This window comes from Nonomuraea sp. NPDC049655 (genome assembly GCF_044465465.1).
GTDB lineage: Bacteria > Actinomycetota > Actinomycetes > Streptosporangiales > Streptosporangiaceae > Nonomuraea.
This window is the reverse complement of record NZ_JBITLS010000005.1, coordinates 358676-381654: the sequence shown is the minus strand read 5'-3', so window position 1 is coordinate 381654 and position 22979 is coordinate 358676. Positions and strand designations below refer to the sequence as shown.

Here is a 22979-nt window from a genome sequence, read left to right as displayed (position 1 = left end):
ACAAAAGTCTGTACGTTGAAGGCCGAGCGACTTATTGAACGGTCGCATAAAAGTCGCCGGCGCTCGCACCGGCGGAGAGGCAGAACCCCATGGACTTTCACGGCAAGACGGCGCTGATCACCGGATCGGGCGCCATCGGCGGGCTCGGGCACGCCACGGCGAAGGTGCTCGCCGCCGGCGGGGCGAACCTGATCATCACCGGCACCGACCCGGGCCGCGGCGCCCAGGTCGTGGACGACGTGCGGACCGGCGCGACCGGCTCCGTACGCTTCATCGGCGCCGACCTGGCCGACCCGCAGGCCGTACGGCGGCTGGCCGAGGAGGCCGGGGCGGTGGACATCCTCGTCAACAACGCCGGTGTCGTCCCGTTCAGCGCGACCGCCGACCAGGACCTCGCCGCCTACGACGCGGCCTTCGCGGTCAACGTGCGCGCGCCGTTCATCCTGGTCGCCCAGCTCGCACCGAAGATGGCCGCCGGCGGGGGCGGCAGCATCGTCAACGTCACCTCCACCGCCGCCGGCCTGGGCATGCCGCCGATGGCGGTCTACGGCGCCACCAAGGCAGCGCTGGAGTCCCTGACCCGCACCTGGGCCGCCGAGTTCGCCGCCTCCGGCGTACGCGTCAACGCCGTGGCGCCCGGCCCGATGACCACCTCCAAGGTGGTGGCGGTCATGGGACCGGACGTCGGCGGCATGGGCCTGACGACCGCGCTCAAGCGCGCCGCCGCCCCGGCCGAGGTCGCTCGCGTCATCGCCTTCATCGCCGGCGACCAGGCCAGTTATGTGACCGGCGCCGTCGTGGCCGCCGACGGCGGACGCACCGCCATCTGACCCCGAACGCACCGGCCAGAGCCACGTCCGCAGTACGGGGCCGGCCTCTGGCGGGTGCCTCACGATGGCGGGACGGCCCGTCATCATCACCACAACCGTGCGCCTTGCGCCAGTCAGGAGGATGACTTCCATGAGTCGTCTCGCAGGAAAGCATGCACTGATCACCGGCGGGACGAGCGGCATCGGGCTGGAGACAGCCCGTCAGTTCCTCGCCGAGGGAGCGATTGTCGCGATCACCGGCCGCTCACGGGAACGGCTGGCCGAGACCGCCCGGCAGCTGGACGGCCCGCTGCTGCCCATCGTCAGCGACGCCGGCGACGTCCCCGGCCAGGCGGCGCTCGCCGCGCGGTTGCAGCAGGAATGGCCGAAGCTCGACATCGTGATGAGCAACGCCGCCGACGTCACCCATCTCCCGATCGAGCAATGGAGCGAGGAGGCGTTCGACACGCTCGTCGCCACCAATCTCAAGGGGCCGTTCTTCCTGGTCAGAGCTTTGCTTCCGCTCTTGTCACAGCGGGCCTCGGTCATTCTCGTCGGCTCGGTCTCCGCTTACGTCGGGCACGAGAACGCGGCGGTCTACGGTGCCGCCAAGGCGGGCCTGCTGTCCCTTTCCCGCGGGCTGACCTATGAGCTGAAGGACCGGGGCATCCGGGTCAACGGGCTGAGCCCGGGGCCGACCCTCACGGACGCGTTCAAGTCGCTCGGCCCCGAGCGACAGGCCGCCGTCTACGACGAACTCCGGCGGACCGTGCCCCTGCATCGCATCGGCACCACCACCGAGGTGGCGAAGGCGGCCGTCTACCTGGCCTCCGACGAGTCCGCCTACACCGCCGGCACCGTCCTGCGCGTCGATGGCGGCATCGGGGAACTCGCCTACTGACCTCCGTCCGTCAGCGGCCTGCCGGCAGTCTTGGACGCGCGGATCAGCGAGGTGTTTCATGAGCGTGCCGCCGTATCGCTGATCTTGCCTGAGGCGGCCACGACCACCTGCTCAAGGAGATGGCTCCGGCACGGCACGGTGTGTCGATGTCGGAGCCGCGCCGGCGGCGGCACGAGCACCACCAGGCCGTCGCCGTCACAGCGGCCCAGCTCATGACCACCCGGCGATCCCCCTACGGCAAGCCCCCCGCGAGGCCCGTCCCGGAGAAGGGCATGAAAAAGCCCCGCACGGAAACCCGTGCGGGGCTTTTCAAGGCTGAGCCTTAGCTCTGGCCGCCCGCGAGCTTCTCGCGGAGGGCTGCGAGCGCCTCGTCAGAGGCGAGCGCGCCGCTGGCCGGAGCCGACGACGAGCTGCCCGACGGAGGAGCGGTCTCGCCGCTGTAGGACGAGGGAGCGGCCTCGCCGGCCTCCGCCTCGGCCTTGCGGGCCTCCTCGATCTGCTTGCGGTGAGCCTCGAAGCGAGTCTGGGCCTCGGCGTACTGCCGCTCCCACTCCTCACGCTGCTTGTCGAAGCCCTCGAGCCACTCCCCGGTCTCCGGGTCGAAGCCCTCGGGGTAGATGTAGTTGCCCTGGTCGTCGTACGTGGCCGCCATGCCGTAGAGGGTCGGGTCGAACTCGACCTCGGTGCCGACACCCTCGTTGGCCTGCTTCAGCGAGAGGCTGATGCGACGACGGTCGAGGTCGATGTCGATGATCTTCACGAAGATCTCGTCGCCGACCTGGACGACCTGCTCCGGGATCTCCACGTGGCGCTCGGCCAGCTCGGAGATGTGGACCAGGCCCTCGATGCCCTCCTCGACCCGGACGAACGCGCCGAACGGCACCAGCTTGGTGACGCGGCCCGGCACGACCTGGCCGATCTGGTGGGTACGGGCGAACTGCTGCCACGGGTCTTCCTGCGTGGCCTTGAGCGACAGGGAGACGCGCTCGCGCTCCATGTCGACGTCGAGGACCTCGACCGTGACCTCCTGGCCGACCTCGACGACCTCGGACGGGTGGTCGATGTGCTTCCAGGACAGCTCGGACACGTGGACCAGACCGTCGACCCCGCCGAGATCGACGAAGGCGCCGAAGTTGACGATCGAAGAGACGACGCCCTTGCGGACCTGGCCCTTCTGCAGGGTGTTGAGGAACGTCTGGCGAACCTCCGACTGCGTCTGCTCCAGCCAGGCGCGGCGGGAGAGAACCACGTTGTTGCGGTTCTTGTCGAGTTCGATGATCTTCGCCTCGAGCTCGCGGCCGACGTACGGCTGCAGGTCGCGGACCCGTCGCATCTCGACCAGGGAGGCGGGGAGGAAGCCGCGCAGGCCGATGTCGAGGATGAGACCACCCTTGACGACCTCGATGACGGTACCGGTGACGATGCCGTCCTCGTCCTTGATCTTCTCGATCGTGCCCCAGGCGCGCTCGTACTGCGCGCGCTTCTTGGACAGGATCAGGCGGCCCTCTTTGTCCTCCTTCTGGAGAACAAGGGCCTCGACGTGCTCCCCGACCTCCACGACGTCAGCAGGGTCGACATCGTGCTTGATCGAAAGCTCGCGCGAGGGGATGACACCCTCGGTCTTGTAGCCGATGTCGAGAAGGACCTCGTCTCGATCGACCTTGACGACGGTGCCCTCGACGATGTCGCCGTCGTTGAAGTATTTGATGGTCTCGTCGATCGCGGCGAGGAAGGCTTCCTCGGACCCGATGTCGTTGACCGCTACCTGCGGGGTGCTCGAGGTGGCCTCAGTGCTGGACGTCATGTGTGGAATTGCTCCGAACGCGGACAGATGTCGATGTGGCGTGCGCGGCAGGCCCTCTTCCGCATCAAGCCGAGGAATTACGACATCGACGTGACCGAGCGCGAGCCCGCTCCGTCTGAGGCGCGCGCGAGCCCACAGCGCAGCGATCAGCATATGAGACCTTGGCCGCGGGGTCAATCCGGAGGCACATCAGTACCCGATGATCTGGGACTCCCGCTTGGGGTTGATATTACCCCGTAGTCTGCGCGGGACGGAGATCCGCGCAGGATCGCCGTCCGAGACGTAGCGCTCGCCAGGGTGCTTGTTCAGCCACTCCAGCCAGTACTGCGAGCACCACTTGCGGCACTCTCCCCGCTTGCCGTTGCTCTGGATCCGCTGGATCGCCCCACGGTCGAAGTCTTTCGCGAAGGGCGAAAGCGACGGCTGGGCCCCGGCGAGGAACACGCCCGCGAAATCATAGCGGGTCCCGTCCCAGGAGCCGGTACGGGCGAGCTTCTTGGGCCGCGGCAGCGACCCGTACGGCAGGGCCAGGGTCTTGTCCGGCGGCGCCCCCAGCTTCTTCAGCAGGCGCTCCAGCCGGACGATCTGCTCGCGCACCTTCTTCTTGCCCAGCCGCCGCAGGTCCGGATGGGACCAGGTGTGGTTGGCGACCTCGAAGCCGTGATCGACCAGCCACCGCACCGCGGCCGCCTGCCGCTCCTGGTCGCGCAGCCCGAACGGCTCACGGGTGATCCAGAACGTCGCGGCCGGCCGGAACGAGGGGTAACGGGCGGCCACGTCGAGGATCACGCCGACGGCGGTGTCGGGCTCGGGGTTGCCCGCGTCGTCGAGCGCGAAGTGGCTCGGGTGACCGTCGTCGAACGTCAGCACGACCGGGAACCGCCCGGCCGGCACCCGGATGTCGCCGGTGGCGAACTCTCTGGCCGTGATGGGCACGTAGCCCTGCTTGGCCAGTTTCTCCAGCTCCTGCCTGAGCTGGGCGGGGGTGCGGTCGATGGAGGCCACGCGCTTGCGCAGGATCCGGTGGTACATGATGACCGGCACCAGGCCCGCCTCGTTGGCGCGCACCTGCCGGGCGAACTCGGGGGTGGCGACCACGCCGGGCGGCTGGGAGGTGTCCTGCGGCTGCCCCTGCGGGGGTGAGACGGGGGCGATCACGCCGACCCGGGCCGACGCCTGGGTAGTAGGAGTCTCACCGTCAGGTAAGAGGCTCAGCCCGACGACGGCCACGGTCACCACGGCCACGTTCGCGATTGCGATGATCCGCGTGAAGGACGCTGGTACCCGCACAAATCTCCCGACATCTCGGCCAAACTGTCATCAGCGTAGACGAGAAGCCCCGGAGACGGCGGGGCCACGCCGTTCGCGATATGTCGGACTGCCCCGCCGTGTCGGGATAAACATCGTCAGTGGCCGGCGTCCTGCCACGTACGCCCGACGCCCACCGAGACCTCCAGCGGAACGCGCAGGTGGTAGGCGGCGTTCATCTGGTCGCACACGAGCTGCCGCAGCGTCTCCAGCTCGCCCGGCGCGACCTCGAACACCAGCTCGTCGTGGACCTGCAGCAACATCCGCGAGGCCAGCCCCTCCTCGGCGATGGCCTGGTGGACGTGGAGCATGGCGACCTTGATGATGTCGGCCGCCGAGCCCTGGATGGGGGCGTTGAGCGCCATGCGCTCGGCCATCTCCCTGCGCTGGCGGTTGTCGCTGGTCAGGTCGGGCAGGTAGCGGCGGCGGCCCATGATCGTCTCGGTGTAGCCGTCGGTGCGCGCCTGGGCCACGATGGCCTGCAGGAAGTCGCGCACGCCGCCGAACTCGGTGAAGTACTCCTCCTTCAGCGCCCGCGCCTCCGAGACCGGGATGTTGAGCTGCCCGGACAGGCCGAAGTCGGACAGGCCGTAGGCCAGGCCGTAGTTCATCGCCTTGATGCGCGCCCGCAGCTCGCTGTCGATCTGCTCGGGCGGCAGGTCGAACACCCGGGCCGCGGTGGCCTGGTGGAAGTCGTGGCCGGACTCGAAGGCCTCGATCAGCGACTCGTCGCCGGACAGGTGGGCCATGATGCGCAGCTCGATCTGGCTGTAGTCGGCCGTCAGCAGCCGCTCGTAGCCCTCGCCGACCACGAAGCCCTGCCGGATGCGGCGGCCCTCGGCGGTGCGGATCGGGATGTTCTGCAGGTTGGGCTTCTCCGACGACAGGCGGCCGGTGGCGGCGATGATCTGGTTGAACGTGGTGTGGATGCGACCGTCGTCGCCGACCTCCTTGATCAGGCCCTCGACCGTGGTGCGCAGCTTCTGCTGGTCGCGGTGGCGCAGCATGATCGTCGGCAGCTCGTGCTCGGTCTGGGTGGCGAGCCAGGCGAGCTGGTCGGCGTCGGTGCTGTAGCCGGTCTTGATCTTCTTGGTCTTCGGCAGGTTGAGCCGGGTGAACAGGATCTCCTGGAGCTGCTTGGGCGAGCCCAGGTTGAACTGCTCGCCGACGGAGCGATGGGCCTCCTCCACGGCGTGCTTGACCGCGGCGCCGAACTCGGCCTCCAGGCCCGCGAAGTACTGGCTGTCGACGGCGATGCCGGCCCGCTCCATCTCGGCCAGCACCGACAGCAGCGGCAGCTCGACGTCGGCCAGGAGCTGGGTGCCGCCGCGGCCGGCCAGGAAGCCCTCAAGGGAGTCGGCCAGCTCGCGCACGGCGTGGGCGCGCAGCGCGAGGTCTTTGGCCGGCGCGTCCTCGTCGTCGCCGAACAGGGCGGCCTGGCCGCCGGACTCCTCCTCGGCCCGCAGGTCGCGGTGGAGGTAGCGCCTGGCCAGGTCCTCCAGCGCGAACGTGCGCTGGCCCGGCATGGCGAGGTAGGCGGCCAGCGCGGTGTCGCAGCTCAGGCCGCGCAGCTCCATGCCCTGGGCCCACAGGGCCAGGATCGGCCCCTTGGCGTCGTGGACGGCCTTGGGCCTGCTGGCGTCGCCCAGCCAGGCCCGCAGCGCCGCCTCGTCGGCCTCGGTGAGCTTGACGGGGTCGATGTGGGCGGCGGTGCCGTCGGGCGAGGCGACGGCGATGCCGTCGATGCGGCCAGAGCCGCTGCCGTAGGAGCCCTTGAAGGCCAGCCCGGCGCGGCCCTGCGGGAGCGCCGCCAGCCAGCCGGCCACCCGGTCGGGGCCCAGGATGACGGTCTCGACCTCGAAGCCCTGCTCGGGCTCCGCCTCGCCGGTGCCGAGCACCTTGAAGACGCGCTCGCGCAGCTCGCCGCGGATCTGCAAGGTGTCGAACAGCTTGTTGATCTCCTCGCGCTCCCACGCGCCCTGGGTGAGGTCGCCGAGCTCGACGTCGAGCGGCACGTCGCGCAGCAGCTCGGTCAGGCGGCGGTTCATCAGCACCTGGGCGACGTGCTCGCGCAGCTTGTCGCCGACCTTGCCCTTGACCTCGTCGACGCGGTCGACCAGCGCGGTGAGGGAGCCGAACTCGCGCACCCACTTGGCCGCGGTCTTCTCGCCGACGCTGGGGATGGACAGCAGGTTGTCGCTGGGGTCGCCGCGCAGGGCGGCGAAGTCGGGGTACTGGGCCGGGGTCAGGCCGTACTTCTCCTCGACCGCCTCGGGGGTGAACCGGGTCATGTCGCTGATGCCGCGGCGCGTCATCAGCACGGTGACGTGCTCGTCGACGAGTTGCAGGGCGTCGCGGTCGCCGGTGACGATCAGGACGTTCATCCCGTCGCCGGCCGCGCGGGTGGCCAGGGTGGCGATGAGGTCGTCGGCCTCGAAGCCCGCCTTGGACAGATGCGGGATGCGCAGCGTGTCGAGCAGCTCGTAGATGAGCTGCATCTGGCCGCGGAAGTCTTCGGGCGTCTCGCTCCGGTTGGCCTTGTAGTCGGAGTACTCCTCGTGGCGGAACGTCGGCTCCGACCGGTCGAAGGCCACCGCCACGTGGGTCGGCTGCTCATCGCGCAGGATGTTCGTCAGCATCGAGGTGAACCCGTAGACCGCCTCGGTGTGCTGACCGTCGGTGGTCATGAGGTTGGCGTCTTTGAGCGCGTAGAAGGCGCGGTAGGCCAGGGAATGCCCGTCAAGCAGCAACAGGCACGGGCGGCTGGGGGTCACTTCACTCTTCGGCACGTACGCAGCCTAGTCTGCGTCAACGACAGAAAACCCGAGCTCGGAAGAGTGGAGACATCCCCTTGACGCAGACCGATCCGCTGGACTTCTCCGCGTACGGCGCGGTGCACGAGGGCACGCTGGCCCACCGCATGGGCATCGAGTTCGTCGAGGCCGGGCCCGAGCGCGTCGTCGGCAGGATGCCGGTCGAGGGCAACACCCAGCCCTACGGCCTGCTGCACGGCGGCGCGTCGGCGGTGCTGGCCGAGACGCTGGGCTCGGTGGCCGCGGCGATCCACGCCGGCCCCGGCCGCATCGCCGTCGGCATCGAGATCAACGCCACCCACCACCGCTCGGCGACCTCCGGATACGTGACCGGGGTCGCGACGCGGTTGCACGGCGGACGCACTTTGGCGACGTACGACATCGAGATCACCGATGAGGAGGGACGGCGGGTGTGCACCTCCAGACTGACGTGCATGCTGCGCGACCAGCGCCCCTGACGTCACTTTGACCGAACCTTTGCGCAGCGGCCCCATCGATCGCTACGGTTGTCCGAACAGAGCCCGCGGGGAGGCCCGGTAGATAACGTGTGCGGCCGGGGAAGCCCTACATGGCCCCAAAGGCCGCTCCGCGGGCTCGTCCACGTTTTCTCCCCATCGTTACCGTTTCGTTTTCGGCGCGGGCCAGGCGTCTTCCCTCATTTAGCCCCTGACCTGCCGCGTTGTTTGCTCACATGTGTGGCACACGCATGTCACTAATTGGTGACGAACCATACTGAAACGGGCGTCTGCGGAATAAGCTCCCGCCATTGCATCCCAGTTGTGCCTGCGATGCGCGCGTGTCGAGATGGAGGGGTACAACCCCGCCTTGACCTATTTGAGGGAGCACCATTGCGCAGAGCCGTGATCGCGTTCACGGCCTTCCTGGGTGGACTCATCTTCCTGCTGGCCAGTCCCGCGCAGGCGGGGCCGGCCGGATGCCAGGGTTTGAAGGGGACGCTCAAACTCCAAGGCCAGCCAGTGAACGGCGTCAAAATCGCCGTGACCACCGAGGGCGGACAACCCGTCAAGGAGGTCACAACCAACGCACAGGGCACGTGGGAAGTTCCAACCGACAAGGGCAAGTTCAAGGTCACCCTTGACCCGAACTCCCTGCCGAAGAACGCCGAGGTGCGCGGCGGCAGCAACGTGCGCACGCCGACCGTCTTCGAGGGCAACTGCTCGACCGTGCTGTTCGCGTTGCAGGCCAAGGGTGTCGCCGGGCAGCCTCAGGGAGACGAGAGCGGGGAGAGCAGCGTCTGGGACACCGCGGCGCAGCTCGCCTTCGAGGGGCTCAACCTCGGGCTGATCATCGCCCTGGCCGCGCTCGGCCTGTCGCTGATCTACGGCACGACCGGCCTGACCAACTTCGCCCACGGCGAGCTGGTCACGCTCGGCGCGGTGCTGGCCTACATGTTCAACGTGGGCTTCGGCCTCCATCTCATACCCGCCGCGGTGCTCGCCGTGGCGCTGGGCGGCGCGTTCGGCTACGCCCAGGACCGGCTCTTCTGGGGCCAGCTGCGCAGGCGCGGCACCGGCATCGTCGCCATGATGATCGTCTCCATCGGCGTCGCGCTGGTCATGCGCTACGTCATGCTGATCTTCTTCGGCGGCCAGAACGAGGCCTACGCCCAGTACACGGCCCAGCCGGGCGTCCAGTTCGGGCCGATCTCGGCGGCGCCCAAGAACTTCGTGGCGATGGGCATCGAGCTGGCCGTGCTACTCCTGGTCGGCTTCGCGCTGCTGCGCACCCGTACCGGCAAGGCGGCCAGGGCCGTGTCGGACAACCCCGCGCTCGCGGCCTCGTCCGGCATCAACGTCGACCGGGTCATCCGGATCATCTGGACCCTGGGCGGCGCCATCGCGGCGCTGGCCGGCATCATGCTCGGGCTCTCGCAGAACCTGAAGTACACGATGGGCCAGGACATCCTGCTGCTCATCTTCGCCGGCGTCACGCTCGGCGGGCTCGGCACCGCCTTCGGCGCGCTGGTCGGCTCGCTGGTGGTCGGCCTGTTCATCCAGGTCTCCACCCTGTGGGTGCCGCCGGAGCTCAAGAGCGTCGGCGCGCTGGTCGTGCTCATCATCGTGCTCCTCGTCCGGCCCCAGGGCATCCTGGGCCGCCGCGAGCGAATCGGCTGATCGGGGGAGGATCAGAATGGACTGGATCACGATCATCAGCACGACGCTGAAGTCCGCGGTCGGCGTCGAGACCGTGCTGTACGCGCTCGCCGCGATCGGCATCAACATCCAATTCGGCTACACCGGCCTGCTCAACTTCGGCCAGGCGGCGTTCATGGGCGTGGCGGGCTACGGCCTGGCCGTCACCGTCACCGTCATGGGCCTGCCGTTCTGGGTCGGCATCATCGTCGGCCTGCTCGCCGCGGTGCTCCTGGCGATCCTGCTCGGCATCCCGACCCTCCAGCTGCGCGCCGACTACCTGGCCATCGTGACCATCGCGGCGGCCGAGATCGTCCGGCTGGTGTTCCGCTCGGTGGCCTTCAAGAGCGTCTTCGGCGGCTCGGACGGCCAGCGCGGCTTCTCCGACGGCTTCTACGCGCTCAACCCCTACCCCGAGGGCCAGTACGGCTTCAACCTCGGCTCCGTCCCGCTGTTCTTCAACCACCGGGTGCTGTGGGTGCTGACCGTCGGCTGGGTGCTCATCGCCCTGTGCTGCGGGCTGGTCTACCTGCTGATGAAGAGCCCCTGGGGCCGCGTGCTCAAGGCCATCCGCGAGGACGAGGACGCCGTGCGCAGCCTCGGCAAGAACGTCTTCTCCTACAAGATGCAGTCGCTCATCCTGGGCGGCGTCGTGGGCTGCCTGGGCGGCTTCATCTACGGCCTGGCCTACGCCTCCGTCCAGCCCGACATCTTCGGCACCGAGACGACGTTCTACGCGTACACGATGGTCATCCTGGGCGGCGCCGCCCGCGTGCTCGGCCCCGTCGTGGGCGCGTCGATCTTCTGGGTGCTGCTCGTCCTGATCTACGGCGTGCTGTCCGAGGCCGTCGGCGCCGGGATCATCACCTTCATGGACACGAACCAGGTGGGCGCCGTCCGCTGGATCCTGGTCGGCCTGGGTCTCGTCCTGTTGCTCATCTTCCGGCCACAGGGCATCTTCGGCGACAAGAGGGAGATAGCAATCAATGCACGCTGAAACCACGGCCACCGAGCGCAAGGCCGCGGCGCTGGCCGCCTTCAAGGACCTGGCCCGCGACCCGGGCGTGCCGAAGCCGGACCCGATCCTCACCGTCGACAACGTCGTGCGCCGCTTCGGCGGCCTGACCGCGGTCGAGGTCGCCCACGTCGAGATCCAGCGGGGTTCCATCACCGCGCTGATCGGCCCCAACGGCGCCGGCAAGACGACCTTCTTCAACCAGCTCACCGGCTTCGACACCGCCGACTCCGGCTCGTGGACGTTCAACGGGCGCAGCATGAGCGGGGTGCCGGCCCACAAGGTCGCCCGCGCCGGCATGGTGCGCACCTTCCAGCTCACCAAGGCGCTGTCCCGCCTGACCGTCATGGAGAACATGCGCCTGGGCGCCCAGCGGCAGAAGGGCGAGACGTTCTGGCGGGCGCTCATCCCGTCGATGTGGCGCGGCCAGGAGGACGAGATCACCGTCCGCGCCGAGGAGCTCCTCGAACGCTTCAAGCTGGGCGCCAAGCGGGACGACTTCGCCGGCTCGTTGTCCGGCGGCCAGCGCAAGCTGCTGGAGATGGCCCGCGCCCTCATGGTCCAGCCGGAGCTGGTCATGCTGGACGAGCCCATGGCGGGCGTGAACCCGGCCCTGACCCAGTCGCTGCTCGGCCACGTCAAGGACCTGCGCGAGCAGGGCATGACGGTGCTGTTCGTCGAGCACGACATGGACATGGTCCGCGACATCAGCGACTGGGTGATCGTCATGGCGCAGGGCGCCGTGATCGCCGAGGGCCCGCCCGACACGATCATGTCGGACGAGCGCGTGATCGACGCCTACCTCGGCGCCCACCACGACGCCCCGCTCTCGGACACCGAGCTGGAGTCGCAGCTCCACGAGGCCGAGGCGGCCCTGGAGGCCGAGATCGAAGAGGAGACGCAGAAGTGAGCGACGCCCCCGAGGCCGCCCCCGAGTCGCAGGCGGCCGTCACCGACCGCGCCGCGCACCTGGAAGGCGCCGAAGACGCCGTGCTGCGGTGCGACGAGCTGATCGCCGGCTACCTGCCGGGCGTCAACATCCTCAACGGCTCCGACCTCTACGTCAAAGAGGGCGAGCTGATCGGCATCATCGGCCCCAACGGCGCCGGCAAGTCGACGCTGCTGAAGGCCATGTTCGGGCTGGTCAACATCCGCAGCGGCACGGTGCTGCTCAAGGGTGAGAACATCACGAACATGAAGGCGCACTCGCTGGTCTCCCGCGGCGTCGGCTACGTGCCGCAGACCAACAACGTCTTCCCCAGCCTCACCATCGAGGAGAACCTGGAGATGGGCGCCTTCCAGGTGCCCGGCAAGTTCAAGGAGCGCTTCGAGTTCGTCGCCGAGCTCTTCCCGGCGCTCAAGGAGCGCCGCAAGCAGCGCGCGGGCTCCCTGTCCGGCGGTGAGCGGCAGATGGTGGCCATGGCCAGGGCGCTCATGACCGAGCCGTCGGTGCTGCTGCTGGACGAGCCGTCGGCGGGCCTGTCGCCCAAGCTCCAGGACCTGGTCTTCATCCAGGCCCAGCAGATCAACAAGGCGGGCGTGACGGTGATCATGGTGGAGCAGAACGCCCGCCGCTGCCTGCAGATCTGCCACCGCGGCTACGTGCTCGACCAGGGCCGCAACGCCTACACCGGCACCGGCAGGCAGCTCGCCAACGACCCCAAGGTCATCGAGCTGTACCTGGGCACGCTGGCCAAGGCGTAACCGGATCGAACGGAGAAGGGGCTCCCCCGGGGCCCCTTCTCCGTTTTTTAATGAACGCTGTGAAACGAATGCTGACAGTGGCGCTCGTCCTGCCCGTCCTGCTCGTCGGCTGCCAGGAGGACGCCTCCTCGGCGCAGCGGTACAGCACCGGCGGCGACCCGACCGACAGCCCGTGCGCGCGCGTGGTCTCGGCCATCGGCTACGCCGACCTGATGCTGAGGCCGAAGGGCCAGGAGGAGCAGCAGTACTTCGAGGACGCCGTCATCGGCCGGCTGGCCGAGCTGCGCGGCATCACGCTCCAGTTCGGCGACCGGCTGCCGGCCTCGCTGCACGCCGCCGTCCAGAGCGTCGAGACGGCCACCGCGGGCCTGTCCAGGAACGACGTGCCGCACGCGCGGCAGGTCGCGCTGCTGCGGCAGTACCGGGCCGCCGCCGAGCAGATCGTGGCCGGCTGCGCATGACGGAAGGGCCCGGTCCGCGCGGACCGGGCCCTTCTCGGGGCGCTGCGGGAGGCTGATCAGCCGGCGATGTTGCCGGTGCGGTACTCCAGCGCCTTGGTGGCGTACTTGTTGTCCTTGCCGTACTGGTAGATGCCGATGGTGGCCACGGCGGGGTCACCGGCGTCGTTGAACTCGACCGGGCCGCTCACGCCGTCGTAGTCGATGTCCTTGCCGGCCTTGAGCAGGTCGATGCAGCTCTTGAAGTCCTTGCACTTCTCGCCGCCCTTGCTGACCTCGGCCAGCTTGGCGGCGATGTCGGTGCCCGCGTCGCTCTTGGCGGCCTCGGCGGCCAGGGCGAGCAGGTTCATCGCGTCGTAGGACTCGGGGGCGTAGCTGTAGTCCTCCAGCTTGGGGTTGATGCCGAGGAGCTTCTTCTGGAACTCCTCCGGAGCGGCCGCGCCCGGGATGGTGCCCTTGACGCCCTCAAGCGTGCCCTTGGGCATCTTGACGTAGTTGGTGTTGGAGGTGTTGCCGTCGACCATGTACCACTTGTGCTTGTCGGCCGGCAGGCCCTGCTTGACCAGCTCCTGGATGACCTTGGCGGTCTCCTCGAACCCGATCAGGACGATGCCCTTGGGGTTCTTGGCCTTGATCTTCGCCACGTCGGCGGAGAAGTCGGCGGCCTTGGGGTCGTAGTCGACCCGCTCGACGACCTCGCCACCGCCGTCGGTGACCGTCTTCTGCACCTGGTCGGCCAGGCCGGTGCCGTAGGAGTCCTGCATCGCCAGGATGCCGACGGTGTCGTTGCCGTCGGACACCACCAGGTCGCCGAGCACGCGGCCCTGCAGCTTGTCGGGCGGCGAGGTGCGGAAGTACAGGCCCTTGTCCTCGATCGTGGTGAACTTGTCGGAGGTGTTGGCGGGCGAGAAGTGGATGACGCCCGCGCCCGTGATCTTGTCGATCACCGACTCCGACACCGAGGAGGACGCCGCGCCGATGATGGCGTCGGCCTTCTGGGCCAGCAGCTTGTCCACCGACTGCGAGGCGATGTTCGTGGTGGTGTCGCCCGAGTCTGTGTCGTACTTGGTGACGGGCTTGCCCAGCACGCCCCCGGCCTCGTTGATCTCCTTGATGGCCAGGTCGACGCCGGCGAACTCGGGCGGGCCGAGGAAGGCGAGCGAACCGGTCTGGGGCAGCAGCGTACCGATCGTGAGGGTGCCGTCGCCCTTCGCCGCGGGAGCCGACGAGGATGGCGCGGCCGGCTGCGAGGACTGCGTGGCGGTGTTGCTGCCGCCACCGCCGCAGGCCGTCAGGGCCAAGCTGGTGGCGGCCGCGACGGCCAGCGCCCGTCCCACGGGAGCAATGCGGATCATGAAGTGTCTCCTTCATTTCCAGGCCGGGATCGTCAGCACCGCCGAGCGCTCCCGATCGAATGACGGAAACGTACAAAATCGCCGTGTACTCGAACCAGATGGCGGGGTGAACTGTCGGCACTTGGATGCGGAGTCGTAATCAGTCCTCAACTTACGGACCTGCGCTAGCAGGCTTAATGTGCGACGGGTGAAGCGTTTTACGCCTGTCCTAGTCACGGCGGTCCTTCTAGCCGGGTGCGCCTCGTCGCCGCCGCCCCCGCCGCCTTCCTCGGATCCTCCCGCCGGCGTATCGGTCACGCTGGAGCAATGGCGTTCCGACGAGCCCGTGCACGCGCTGGAGGTGGCGGTCCGTAATACCAGCGGCATACCCGTGTATTTCGCCGACGTCCAGCTCGTGACGCCGTCGTTCAAAACACTGCCGCCGGAAAAGACGGACGCCACGATCAAGCGGACCGAGCGCACCGACCTGCGCATCACCTACGGCGCGGCCAACTGCCTGCCCGCGGGCCTGCCCCAGCTCCAGCCCGCCACCGTGGTGGCCAACATCCGCGCCGGCGCCGAGCAGCCGCGCCGGGTGGTCTTCAAGGTGCCGCACCCCAGCCCGCTGCTGACCCGCCTGCTTCGGGACGAATGCTCGGAATTCCTCATCAAGGAGGCCGCCGGCATCGAGTTCGGGCCCGACTGGAAGCAGGTGGGCAAGGAGATGCGGGGCAAGCTGGTGGTCACCCGGCGCGGCGCCGGCAAGGTGACGCTGACCGAGCTCGACGGCACCACGCACTACATCATCACGCCGGACGCCGGCGGCCGGCCCGTGGCGGTGCTGGAGGCCGGGCAGCAGCGGACGGAGGTGCCGGTGACGCTCACCCCCGGCCGCTGCGACCCGCACGCCTTCGCCGAGGCCAAGAAGGCGTTCCTGTTCCCGGTGCGGGCCACCGTGGACGGCGGCCCCGAGCGGGTGGTGATCGTGGTGCCGCCCAAGCCGCTGCAGGACCGGTTGATCCAGTACTCGTTGCGCGTGTGCGGCCTGGGCGGCGGGTGAGGGTCAGCCCTCGATGTTGCCCGTGCGGTACTCCAGGGCCTTGGGCGCGTACTTGTTGTCGTCGCCGTACTGGTAGACGCCGATCGTGGCCACGGCGGGGTCACCGGCGTCGTTGAACTCGATCGGGCCGCTGATGCCGTCGTAGTCGATGTCCTTGCCGGCCTTCAGCAGGTCGGCGCACTCCTTGAAGGTCTTGCACTTCTCGCCGCCCTTGCTGACCTCGGGCAGCTTGGCGGCGATGGACTTGCCGCTGTCGTCCTTGGCGGCCTCGGCCGCCAGGGCGATGAGGATCGCGGCGTCGTAGGACTCGGCGGCGTAGGTGTAGTCCTCGAGCTTGGGGTCGATCTCCAGGAGCTTCTTGCGGAAGTCCTCCGGAGCCTCGGCGCCGGGGATCGTGCCCTTGACGCCCTTGAGCGTGCCCTTGGGCATCTTGAGGTAGTTGGTGTTCGACATGTTGCCGTCCACCATGTACCACTTGACCTTGTCGACCGTCAGGCCCTGCTTGACCAGCTCCTGGATGACCTTGGCGCCCTCCTCGAAGCCGATCAGCACGATCGCCTTCGGGTTCTTGGCCTTGATCTTGGCGACGTCCGCGGAGAACTCGGCCGCCTTGGGGTCGTAGTCCACGCGCTCCACGACGCTGGCGCCGGCCGCCTCGGCGGTCTTGGTCACCTGGTCGGCCAGGCCGGAGCCGTAGGAGTCCTGCATGGCCAGGATGCCGATGGTGTCGTTGCCGTCCGCGGCGATCAGGTCGCCGAGCACGCGGCCCTGCAGCTTGTCCGGGGGCGCGGTACGGAAGTACAGGCCCTGGTCACTGATGGTGGTGAACTTGTCAGAGGTGTTGGCGGGCGAGAACTGCACCACGCCGGCACCGGTGACCTTGTCGATGATCGACTCCGACACCGACGAGGAGGCGGCGCCGATGATGGCGTCGGCCTTCTGCGCGATCAGCTTGTCCGCCGACTGCGAGGCCACGTTCGTGGTGGTGTCACCCGAGTCCGTGTGGATCTTGGTGACCGGCTTGCCGAGCACGCCGCCCGCGTCGTTGATCTCCTTGACGGCCTGGTCGACGCCGGCGAACTCGGGCGGGCCGAGGAACGCCAGCGAGCCGGTCTGGGGCAGCACGGTGCCGATCGTGAGCGTGCCGTCGCCCTTGGCCGCCTCCGTCTGGGTGGCCGGGGCCGACGAGGACGGCGCCGCGGACGTGGTCTGCTGCGCGGCCGTGTCGCCACCGCCGCCACAGGCCGTCAGGGCCAGGCTCGCCGCTGCCGCGACGGCCAGGAAGCGCCCTGCTGGAGCAATGCGGATCATAAAAGAGACTCCCCTTATTCCCAGCGGGGGAACGATCTCCCTCGCTGCGTTTTCCGAGCTCAGCATGCCTCTTTGACGGGGAGATGTGGGGATTTCGGGTACTTTTATGCTAATTTGTAATGTCGCAATCACCCTCTGTAATTGCATGTTTCATCAGCGTTACGGCCATGACTCCATATGAACCACCCCAGCCCGAAATTTCGGGACTGGGGTGGTTGTATGGCGGCCTGTCCGGCTTGGGGTGCCGCCAGCGCCTAGCCGGCGATGTTGCCCTTGCGATATTCGAGCGCCTTGGCCGCGTCGTACTTGTTGTCCTTGTCGTACTGGTAGACGCCGATCGTCGCGACCGACGGGTCACCGGCGTCGTTGAAGTCCACCGGGCCGCTCACGCCGTCGTAGTCGATGTCCTTGCCCGCCTTGAGCAGGTCGGCGCACGACTTGAAGTCCTGGCACTTCTCGCCGCCCTTGCTGACCTCGATCAGCTTGGGGGCCAGCGCGGTGCCCGAGTCGTCCTTGGCCGCCTCGGCCGCCAGCGCGATCAGGGTCGTCGCGTCGTACGACTCCGCCGCGTAGGTGTAGTTCGTCAGCTTCGGGTTCACCGTCAGCAGCCGCTTCTGGAACGCCTCCGGGGCCGCGGCGCCCGGGATCGTGCCCTTCACGCCCTTCAGCGTGCCCTTGGGCATCTTGAGGTAGTTGGAGTTCGACATGTTGCCGTCCACCATGTACCACTTGACCTTGTCGGCCGTCAGGCCCTGCTTGACCAGCTCCTGCACGACCTTCGCCGTCTCCTCGAAGCCGATCAGCACGATCGCCTTCGGGTTCTTGGCCTTGACCTTGGCCACGTCCGCGGAGAACTCGGCCGCCTTGGGGTCGTAGTCGACCCGCTCGACCACGCTCGCGCCGGCCTCCTCGGCCGTCTTGGTCACCTGGTCGGCCAGGCCGGAGCCGTAGGAGTCCTGCATCGCCAGGACGGCGACCGTGTCGTTGCCGTCGGCGGCCACCAGGTCGCCCAGCACGCGGCCCTGCAGCTTGTCCGGCGGCGCCGTGCGGAAGTACAGGCCCTGGTCGTTGATCGTGGTGAACTTGTCGGAGGTGTTGGCCGGCGAGAACTGCACCACGCCCGCCCGCGTGATCTTGTCCACGATCGACTCCGACACCGACGAGGACGCCGCGCCGATGATCGCGTCGGCCTTCTGGCCGAGCAGTTTGTCCACCGACTGCGAGGCGATGTTGGTCGTGGTGTCGCCCGAGTCGGTGTCGATCTTCGCCACCGGCTTGCCGAGCACTCCCCCGGCGTCGTTGATCTCCTTGAGCGCCAGGTCGACCCCGGCGAACTCGGGTGGTCCCAGATACGCGAGATTGCCCGTCTGGGGCAGCACGGTGCCGATCGTCAGCGTGCCGTCCCCCTTGACCGCGGCGGCCGAGGAGGGTTTCACGGACGCGGCGCCGGTGGCGCCCGTCCCGGCGGTCGTGCCGCCGGTCGAACACGCCGCCAGTGCCAGGCTCGCCGCTGTGGCGACGGCCAGGGCGCGGGAAATGCGGATCATCGAAAGCGTCTCCGTTCGAGATGAGCGGACCTTCCGTCCGCCCATCAGCATGCGCCGGGACGCCTGCGCAGAAAGAAGCCGAAGCCGGTTGGATGCCCAGTCGTGACCGGGCCACAACCCGCGGGGCTAAATCACCTGATATAGGCGCTTTTCATGCCCGCTCGGCCGCGTCGTCTATAACGATCTGAGCAACCTCCCGCATGCTCAGCCGCCGGTCCATCGACGCCTTCTGGATCCACCGGAACGCCTGCGGCTCGGTCCAGCCGTGCTGGGCCATCAACTGGCCCTTGGCCCGCTCGACCAGCTTGCGGGTCTCCAGCCGCTCGGAAAGGCTGGACACCTCCGCGCTGAGCGCCACCATCTCCTCGTGCCTGCTGACCGCCATCTCGATCGCCGGCACCAGATCGGCCTTGGTGAACGGCTTGACCAGGTAGGCCATCGCCCCCGCGTCGCGGGCCCGCTCCACCAGGTCACGCTGGGAGAAGGCGGTGAGGATGAGGCACGGCGCGATCCGGTCGGCCACGATGCGCTCGGCCGCCGAGATGCCGTCGAGCACGGGCATCTTCACGTCGAGGATGACGAGGTCGGGCCGCAGGTCGGCGGCGAGCTGGATCGCCTGCTCCCCGTCACCGGCCTCGCCCACGACGACGTAACCGTCCTCCTGGAGCATCTCCTTGAGGTCGAGGCGGATCAGGGCCTCGTCTTCCGCGATCACTACTCGCCGCTGCGTACTCACGAGCAGAAGAGTACAGACGTCCGGTAGATTAGATCCACGCCGGTGCGGCCTCGGGCATTACGCTGCGAGATCACAAACCGGACGAGTCGCCCCGGTAGACCAACGGCAGAGTCGATGGCCTCAAAATCCATACAGTGTGGGTTCGAATCCCACCCGGGGCACCGGCCTGACCGCCCGGCTCCCTCATAGGCCGGGCGGTTTTTCGTTCTCCATCCGCTGACTGCCGGATCGACGGGCAGACCCGAAACTGTTGACCGGGTCACGGCGTCCAGGAGGGCGAGCGGCCGAGGAGGGCGACCAGGCGGTCGAGGGCCGTGGCGGCCCCGCCGGGCTCGACGCCGGGCAGGAACGCCTTCCCCGAACCGCGCGACTCCGGCGTGTCGGGCACCTGCGCGGCCAGCGGGAGAGCGGCCGCGGCGAGGTCGTCGTCGATGCCGGGCGGCACGCCGAGCGCCCTGGCGAAGTCCCAGGCGTGCACGACGCAGTCGATGAAGTGGAAGCCGATCGCCATGGCCGCCGGGAACGGGCCGCCGTCGCGGATCTCGGGCAGGAAGAAGGCCCGGTCGAGCACGCCGTCCGCGGCGAAGGCGGCGACGACGGCCTGCGCGGAGGCGGCGTACTCGGCCACGTGGTCCTCGCCCGGGGGGCGCGGCTGCCAGCTCGCCAGGTCCGACCGCGCGCCCGAGGCCGCCAGGGCGAAGCCGTGGTTCTGCACGATCTGGTGTGCCAGCAGGTCGCGGACGGCCCATCCGGCGCAGGGCGTCGGCCGGGCGAGGTCGGCGGGCTTGATCGTGTTCACCAGGTCGACGGTGGCCCGCACCGACCGCCGGTTGAGCTCGATGATGTCTGCCAAGGCGATGTCCCGTCATCGTCGAAGAACCCACCCAGCCCGGCCCGCAGGCCCGCGGGTGGCCAACCTGTCGATGATGGCGGCGTCCGCGGCGGCGGTGCGAGTGGTTTTCACCGGTGAAGGCGCCGGCGTGATCAAGGAGGCGGAGCGCGGGATTTCGCGGGCGGTTCGCCGGGAACAGTCCTCTGTGACGAGTTGCGACGGACGAGACGGGGGTGGCGGGGGATGCCGTTGAGCGTGACCGAGCGGGAGACGTTCCTGGCCGAGCCGCACATCGCGAGCCTTGCGGTGGAGACGGGCGCGGGGCGGTCGCCACTGGCCGTGCCCGTCTGGTACGACTACAGCCCCGGCGGCGAGATCAGGTTCCTGACCGACAGCGAGTCGCGCAAGGCGCGGCTGGTGGCGAAGGCGGGCCGGTTCACGATGCTGGTCCAGCGGGTCAGCCCGACCTACCGGTACGTGTCGGTCGAGGGCCCGGTGGTGCGCTCCGACCCCACGACGATCGAGGAGCTGACCCGCATCGCCGCCCGCTACCTGCCGCAGGAGGCGGTGACGGGGTACGTGCACGGCTCGGACCTGCACGTCCTGGTGACGTTCCGGATGCGGCCCGAGCGGTGGCTGTCGGCGGACCTGGGCTCCTTGGGCTGAGCGGGCGCCCGGTATTTTTGGCTCGTGACTGCAATCGATCCCACCTCGACCGGCGCGTTCGGCGTCGGCCTCGCCACCATCGCCGACGACGGCACCGTTCTCGACACCTGGTTCCCGGCTCCCGAGCTGGGCGAGCCGCCCGCGACGGGCACCGAGCGGATCTCCGCCGAGGAGGCCGGCGAGCTGGCCGCGCTGACCGGCCGCGACGCGGCGCGGGGCGTCGAGGTGGTGGCGGTGCGCACGGGCGTCGCCAAGCTCTCCGAGCCGCCGGTCGACGCGCACGACGTCTACCTGCGCCTCCACCTGCTCTCCCACCGGCTGGTCCGGCCGCACGGCGTGAACCTGGACGGCCAGTTCGGCCTGCTGGCCAACGTGGTGTGGACCAACTTCGGGCCGTGCCCGGTGCCCGGCTTCGAGCGCACCCGGCTGCGCCTGCGGGCCAAGGGCGTGGTGACGGTGTACGGGGTGGACAAGTTCCCGCGGATGGTCGACTACGTCCTGCCGGAGGGCGTGCGGATCGCCGACGCCGACCGGGTGCGGCTGGGCGCCCACCTGGCGTCGGGCACGGTCGTCATGCACGAGGGCTTCGTGAACTTCAACGCCGGCACGGTGGGCACCTCGATGGTCGAGGGGCGCATCTCGGCGGGCGTGGTGGTCGGCGACGGCTCCGACGTCGGCGGCGGCGCCTCGATCATGGGGACGCTGTCGGGCGGCGGCAAGCAGGTCATCTCGATCGGCGAGCGCTGCCTGCTGGGCGCCAACGCGGGCATCGGCATCTCGCTGGGCGACGACTGCGTGGTGGAGGCGGGCCTCTACGTGACCGCGGGCACGCGGGTGACGCTGCCCGACGGCACGGTGGTCAAGGCGGCGGAGCTGTCGGGCTCCAACGGGATCCTGCTGCGCCGCAACTCGCAGTCGGGCGCGGTGGAGGCCCTGCCCCGCACGGGTTCGGGCATCACCCTGAACGCCGCCCTGCACGCCCACTGACCGTCAGGGCCCTCTCCGCCGGCCGTCGCCGCGGAGGGGGCCCACAGGACGTCCCGGCGCAGGCTCACCCGTCCGGGCGAGCCTGCGCGGAGCGTGGGCGGGTCAGTTGGCGTGGGAGACCGCGGAGCCGATGGTGTGCACCCGCAGCGCGTTGGTGCTGCCCGGCGTGCCGGGAGGCGAGCCGGCCACGATGACCACCTTGTCGCCCTTCTCCAGCCGCCCGAGCGACAGCAGCGACGCCTCCACCTGCCGCACCATGTCGTCGGTGTGGTGCACGAACGGCACGTGGAACGTCTCCACGCCCCACGTCAGCGACAGCTGCCCGCGCACGTGCGGGGCCGAGGTGAAGGCCAGCAGCGGGATCGGCGAGCGGTAGCGGGCCAGGCGGCGGGCGGTCTCGCCGGACATGGTGAACGCGATCAGCGCCTTGGCGCCGACGATCGCGCCGACCTCGGCCGCGGCCCTGGCGATGGCCCCGCCGGTGGTCTCCGGCAGGCGCTCCAGGCTGTGGGTGGCGTGCAGGGACGACTTCTCGGCGGCGCAGGCGATGCGGTCCATCGTCGCGACCGACTCGATCGGGTAGCTGCCGACCGACGTCTCGCCCGACAGCATGACGGCGTCGGCGCCGTCCATGACGGCGTAGGCGACGTCGCTGGCCTCGGCGCGGGTGGGGCGCGGGGCGCTCATCATGGAGTCGAGCATCTGCGTGGCGACGATGACCGGGCGGGCCTTCTCGCGGCACAGCCCGATGATGCGCCGCTGCACGATCGGCACCTGCTCCAGCGGCAGCTCCACGCCGAGGTCGCCGCGGGCGACCATGATGCCGTCGAAGGCCTCGACGATCTCCGGCAGGCGGTCGACGGCCTGCGGCTTCTCGATCTTGGCGAGCAGCGGCAGGCGGACGGCCTCCTGCTCCATGATGTTGCGCACGACGTCGGCGTCGGAGGGGCGGCGGACGAAGGACAGCGCGATCATGTCGAAGCCGGTGCGCAGCGCCCAGCGCAGGTCGGCCTCGTCCTTGTCGGTGAGCGCGGGCGCGCTGACGTTGACGCCCGGCAGGTTGAGGCCCTTGTTGTTGGAGATCATGCCGCCGATGACGACGCGGGTGATGACGCGGTCGCCGTCGACGCGGGTGGCCTCCAGGACCAGGCGGCCGTCGTCGACCAGGATCTTGTCACCGGGACGCACGTCGCCGGGCAGGCCCTTGTAGGTGGTCGAGACCTGCTCGCGGTCTCCGGGCACGTCCTCGGTGGTGATGGTGAAGACGTCGCCGAAGCCGAGGCGCACCGGCCCTTCCTCGAAGGTGCCGACGCGGATCTTGGGGCCCTGCAGGTCGGCGAGCACGCCTACGCCGCGGCCGAGGTCGGCCGCCACCTCCCGGACCCGGTCGTAGACCTCTCTGTGCATGTCATGGTTGCCATGGCTGAGGTTGAACCGTGCCACGTCCATGCCCGCGGAGATCAGCTCGTGGAGGCGTTCTTTGGACGAAGTGGCTGGGCCTAGGGTGCAGACGATTTTCGCGCGACGAGTCACGAGTCCTA

General features: G+C 69.1%; 20 protein-coding genes and 1 tRNA gene. 12 read left to right on the top strand and 9 right to left on the bottom strand.

The genetic code is table 11. The features are described from left to right. Positions 1-89 precede the first annotated feature (89 nt). Positions 90-830: an SDR family NAD(P)-dependent oxidoreductase gene (locus ACIBQ6_RS18775; RefSeq protein ID WP_397213186.1), complete on the top strand. Its 741-nt coding sequence runs from the start codon at positions 90-92 to the stop codon at positions 828-830. Positions 831-894: 64 nt separating this feature from the next. After that, complete coding sequence (locus ACIBQ6_RS18770) at positions 895-1710, top strand: SDR family oxidoreductase (protein ID WP_397213184.1); 816 nt, start codon at positions 895-897, stop codon at positions 1708-1710. A 322-nt stretch (positions 1711-2032) separates the two neighbouring features. Here the strand turns inward: ACIBQ6_RS18770 and rpsA are convergent, their stop codons facing one another. From rpsA to polA, 3 genes are all read right to left on the bottom strand, one after another. Further along, positions 2033-3514, bottom strand: coding sequence for a 30S ribosomal protein S1 (gene rpsA, locus ACIBQ6_RS18765; protein ID WP_352358288.1), 1482 nt, complete (start codon positions 3512-3514; stop codon positions 2033-2035). Between the two features lie 189 nt (positions 3515-3703). Further along, positions 3704-4759 carry a polysaccharide deacetylase family protein gene (locus ACIBQ6_RS18760; protein WP_397213182.1) on the bottom strand — a complete coding sequence of 352 codons (1056 nt, stop codon included), beginning with the start codon at positions 4757-4759 and terminating at the stop codon, positions 3704-3706. A 161-nt stretch (positions 4760-4920) separates the two neighbouring features. Beyond that, positions 4921-7611: a DNA polymerase I gene (gene polA, locus ACIBQ6_RS18755; protein WP_358293823.1), complete on the bottom strand. Its 2691-nt coding sequence runs from the start codon at positions 7609-7611 to the stop codon at positions 4921-4923. Between the two features lie 131 nt (positions 7612-7742). On the opposite strand from polA, the gene ACIBQ6_RS18750 reads away from it, so the two are divergent. From ACIBQ6_RS18750 to ACIBQ6_RS18725, 6 genes are all read left to right on the top strand, one after another. Next, on the top strand, positions 7743-8093 hold the full coding sequence (locus tag ACIBQ6_RS18750; RefSeq protein ID WP_387645449.1) for a PaaI family thioesterase: 351 nt from the start codon (positions 7743-7745) through the stop codon (positions 8091-8093). A gap of 519 nt (positions 8094-8612) precedes the next feature. Then, positions 8613-9770: a branched-chain amino acid ABC transporter permease gene (locus ACIBQ6_RS18745; RefSeq protein ID WP_358293825.1), complete on the top strand. Its 1158-nt coding sequence runs from the start codon at positions 8613-8615 to the stop codon at positions 9768-9770. A 16-nt stretch (positions 9771-9786) separates the two neighbouring features. Beyond that, positions 9787-10785 (top strand): branched-chain amino acid ABC transporter permease, encoded by a 999-nt coding sequence (locus ACIBQ6_RS18740; protein WP_352358296.1) that lies wholly within the window; start codon positions 9787-9789, stop codon positions 10783-10785. After that, positions 10775-11713, top strand: coding sequence for an ABC transporter ATP-binding protein (locus ACIBQ6_RS18735; protein WP_358293827.1), 939 nt, complete (start codon positions 10775-10777; stop codon positions 11711-11713). Before ACIBQ6_RS18740 ends, ACIBQ6_RS18735 begins: the two co-directional genes overlap by 11 nt. Further along, positions 11710-12507 (top strand): ABC transporter ATP-binding protein, encoded by a 798-nt coding sequence (locus ACIBQ6_RS18730; RefSeq protein ID WP_358293829.1) that lies wholly within the window; start codon positions 11710-11712, stop codon positions 12505-12507. The genes ACIBQ6_RS18735 and ACIBQ6_RS18730 overlap by 4 nt, the downstream gene beginning before the upstream one ends. Positions 12508-12566: 59 nt before the next feature. Then, positions 12567-12968 (top strand): hypothetical protein, encoded by a 402-nt coding sequence (locus ACIBQ6_RS18725; protein ID WP_352358300.1) that lies wholly within the window; start codon positions 12567-12569, stop codon positions 12966-12968. A 56-nt stretch (positions 12969-13024) separates the two neighbouring features. Here ACIBQ6_RS18725 and ACIBQ6_RS18720 read toward each other — a convergent pair whose 3' ends face one another. Next, a complete protein-coding gene (locus ACIBQ6_RS18720) occupies positions 13025-14320 on the bottom strand; it encodes an ABC transporter substrate-binding protein (protein ID WP_358293831.1) in 1296 nt (431 codons plus the stop codon). 370 nt (positions 14321-14690) lie between these two features. Between ACIBQ6_RS18720 and ACIBQ6_RS18715 the strand changes: the two genes are divergently transcribed. Next, positions 14691-15359 (top strand): hypothetical protein, encoded by a 669-nt coding sequence (locus tag ACIBQ6_RS18715; protein ID WP_358293833.1) that lies wholly within the window; start codon positions 14691-14693, stop codon positions 15357-15359. A gap of 3 nt (positions 15360-15362) precedes the next feature. Here the strand turns inward: ACIBQ6_RS18715 and ACIBQ6_RS18710 are convergent, their stop codons facing one another. From ACIBQ6_RS18710 to ACIBQ6_RS18700, 3 genes are all read right to left on the bottom strand, one after another. After that, positions 15363-16670 carry an ABC transporter substrate-binding protein gene (locus ACIBQ6_RS18710; RefSeq protein WP_358293835.1) on the bottom strand — a complete coding sequence of 436 codons (1308 nt, stop codon included), beginning with the start codon at positions 16668-16670 and terminating at the stop codon, positions 15363-15365. 254 nt (positions 16671-16924) lie between these two features. Continuing rightward, positions 16925-18217, bottom strand: coding sequence for an ABC transporter substrate-binding protein (locus ACIBQ6_RS18705; protein WP_358293837.1), 1293 nt, complete (start codon positions 18215-18217; stop codon positions 16925-16927). A 151-nt stretch (positions 18218-18368) separates the two neighbouring features. Beyond that, positions 18369-18953 carry a response regulator gene (locus ACIBQ6_RS18700; protein WP_352327599.1) on the bottom strand — a complete coding sequence of 195 codons (585 nt, stop codon included), beginning with the start codon at positions 18951-18953 and terminating at the stop codon, positions 18369-18371. A gap of 88 nt (positions 18954-19041) precedes the next feature. Between ACIBQ6_RS18700 and ACIBQ6_RS18695 the strand changes: the two genes are divergently transcribed. After that, positions 19042-19114 (top strand) — tRNA-Leu (locus ACIBQ6_RS18695). A gap of 98 nt (positions 19115-19212) precedes the next feature. On the opposite strand, the gene ACIBQ6_RS18690 is transcribed toward ACIBQ6_RS18695, so the two are convergent. Continuing rightward, the gene (locus tag ACIBQ6_RS18690) at positions 19213-19806 is read right to left on the bottom strand and encodes a TIGR03086 family metal-binding protein (RefSeq protein ID WP_397213179.1); all 594 of its coding nucleotides are present in this window, start codon (positions 19804-19806) and stop codon (positions 19213-19215) included. 222 nt (positions 19807-20028) lie between these two features. On the opposite strand from ACIBQ6_RS18690, the gene ACIBQ6_RS18685 reads away from it, so the two are divergent. Both ACIBQ6_RS18685 and dapD read left to right on the top strand, forming a co-directional pair. Then, positions 20029-20451: a pyridoxamine 5'-phosphate oxidase family protein gene (locus tag ACIBQ6_RS18685; protein WP_358293840.1), complete on the top strand. Its 423-nt coding sequence runs from the start codon at positions 20029-20031 to the stop codon at positions 20449-20451. Positions 20452-20475: 24 nt separating this feature from the next. Further along, positions 20476-21438: a 2,3,4,5-tetrahydropyridine-2,6-dicarboxylate N-succinyltransferase gene (gene dapD, locus ACIBQ6_RS18680; RefSeq protein WP_358293842.1), complete on the top strand. Its 963-nt coding sequence runs from the start codon at positions 20476-20478 to the stop codon at positions 21436-21438. Positions 21439-21540: 102 nt separating this feature from the next. Here the strand turns inward: dapD and pyk are convergent, their stop codons facing one another. Then, on the bottom strand, positions 21541-22971 hold the full coding sequence (gene pyk, locus ACIBQ6_RS18675; protein WP_352327603.1) for a pyruvate kinase: 1431 nt from the start codon (positions 22969-22971) through the stop codon (positions 21541-21543). Positions 22972-22979: the final 8 nt, after the last annotated feature.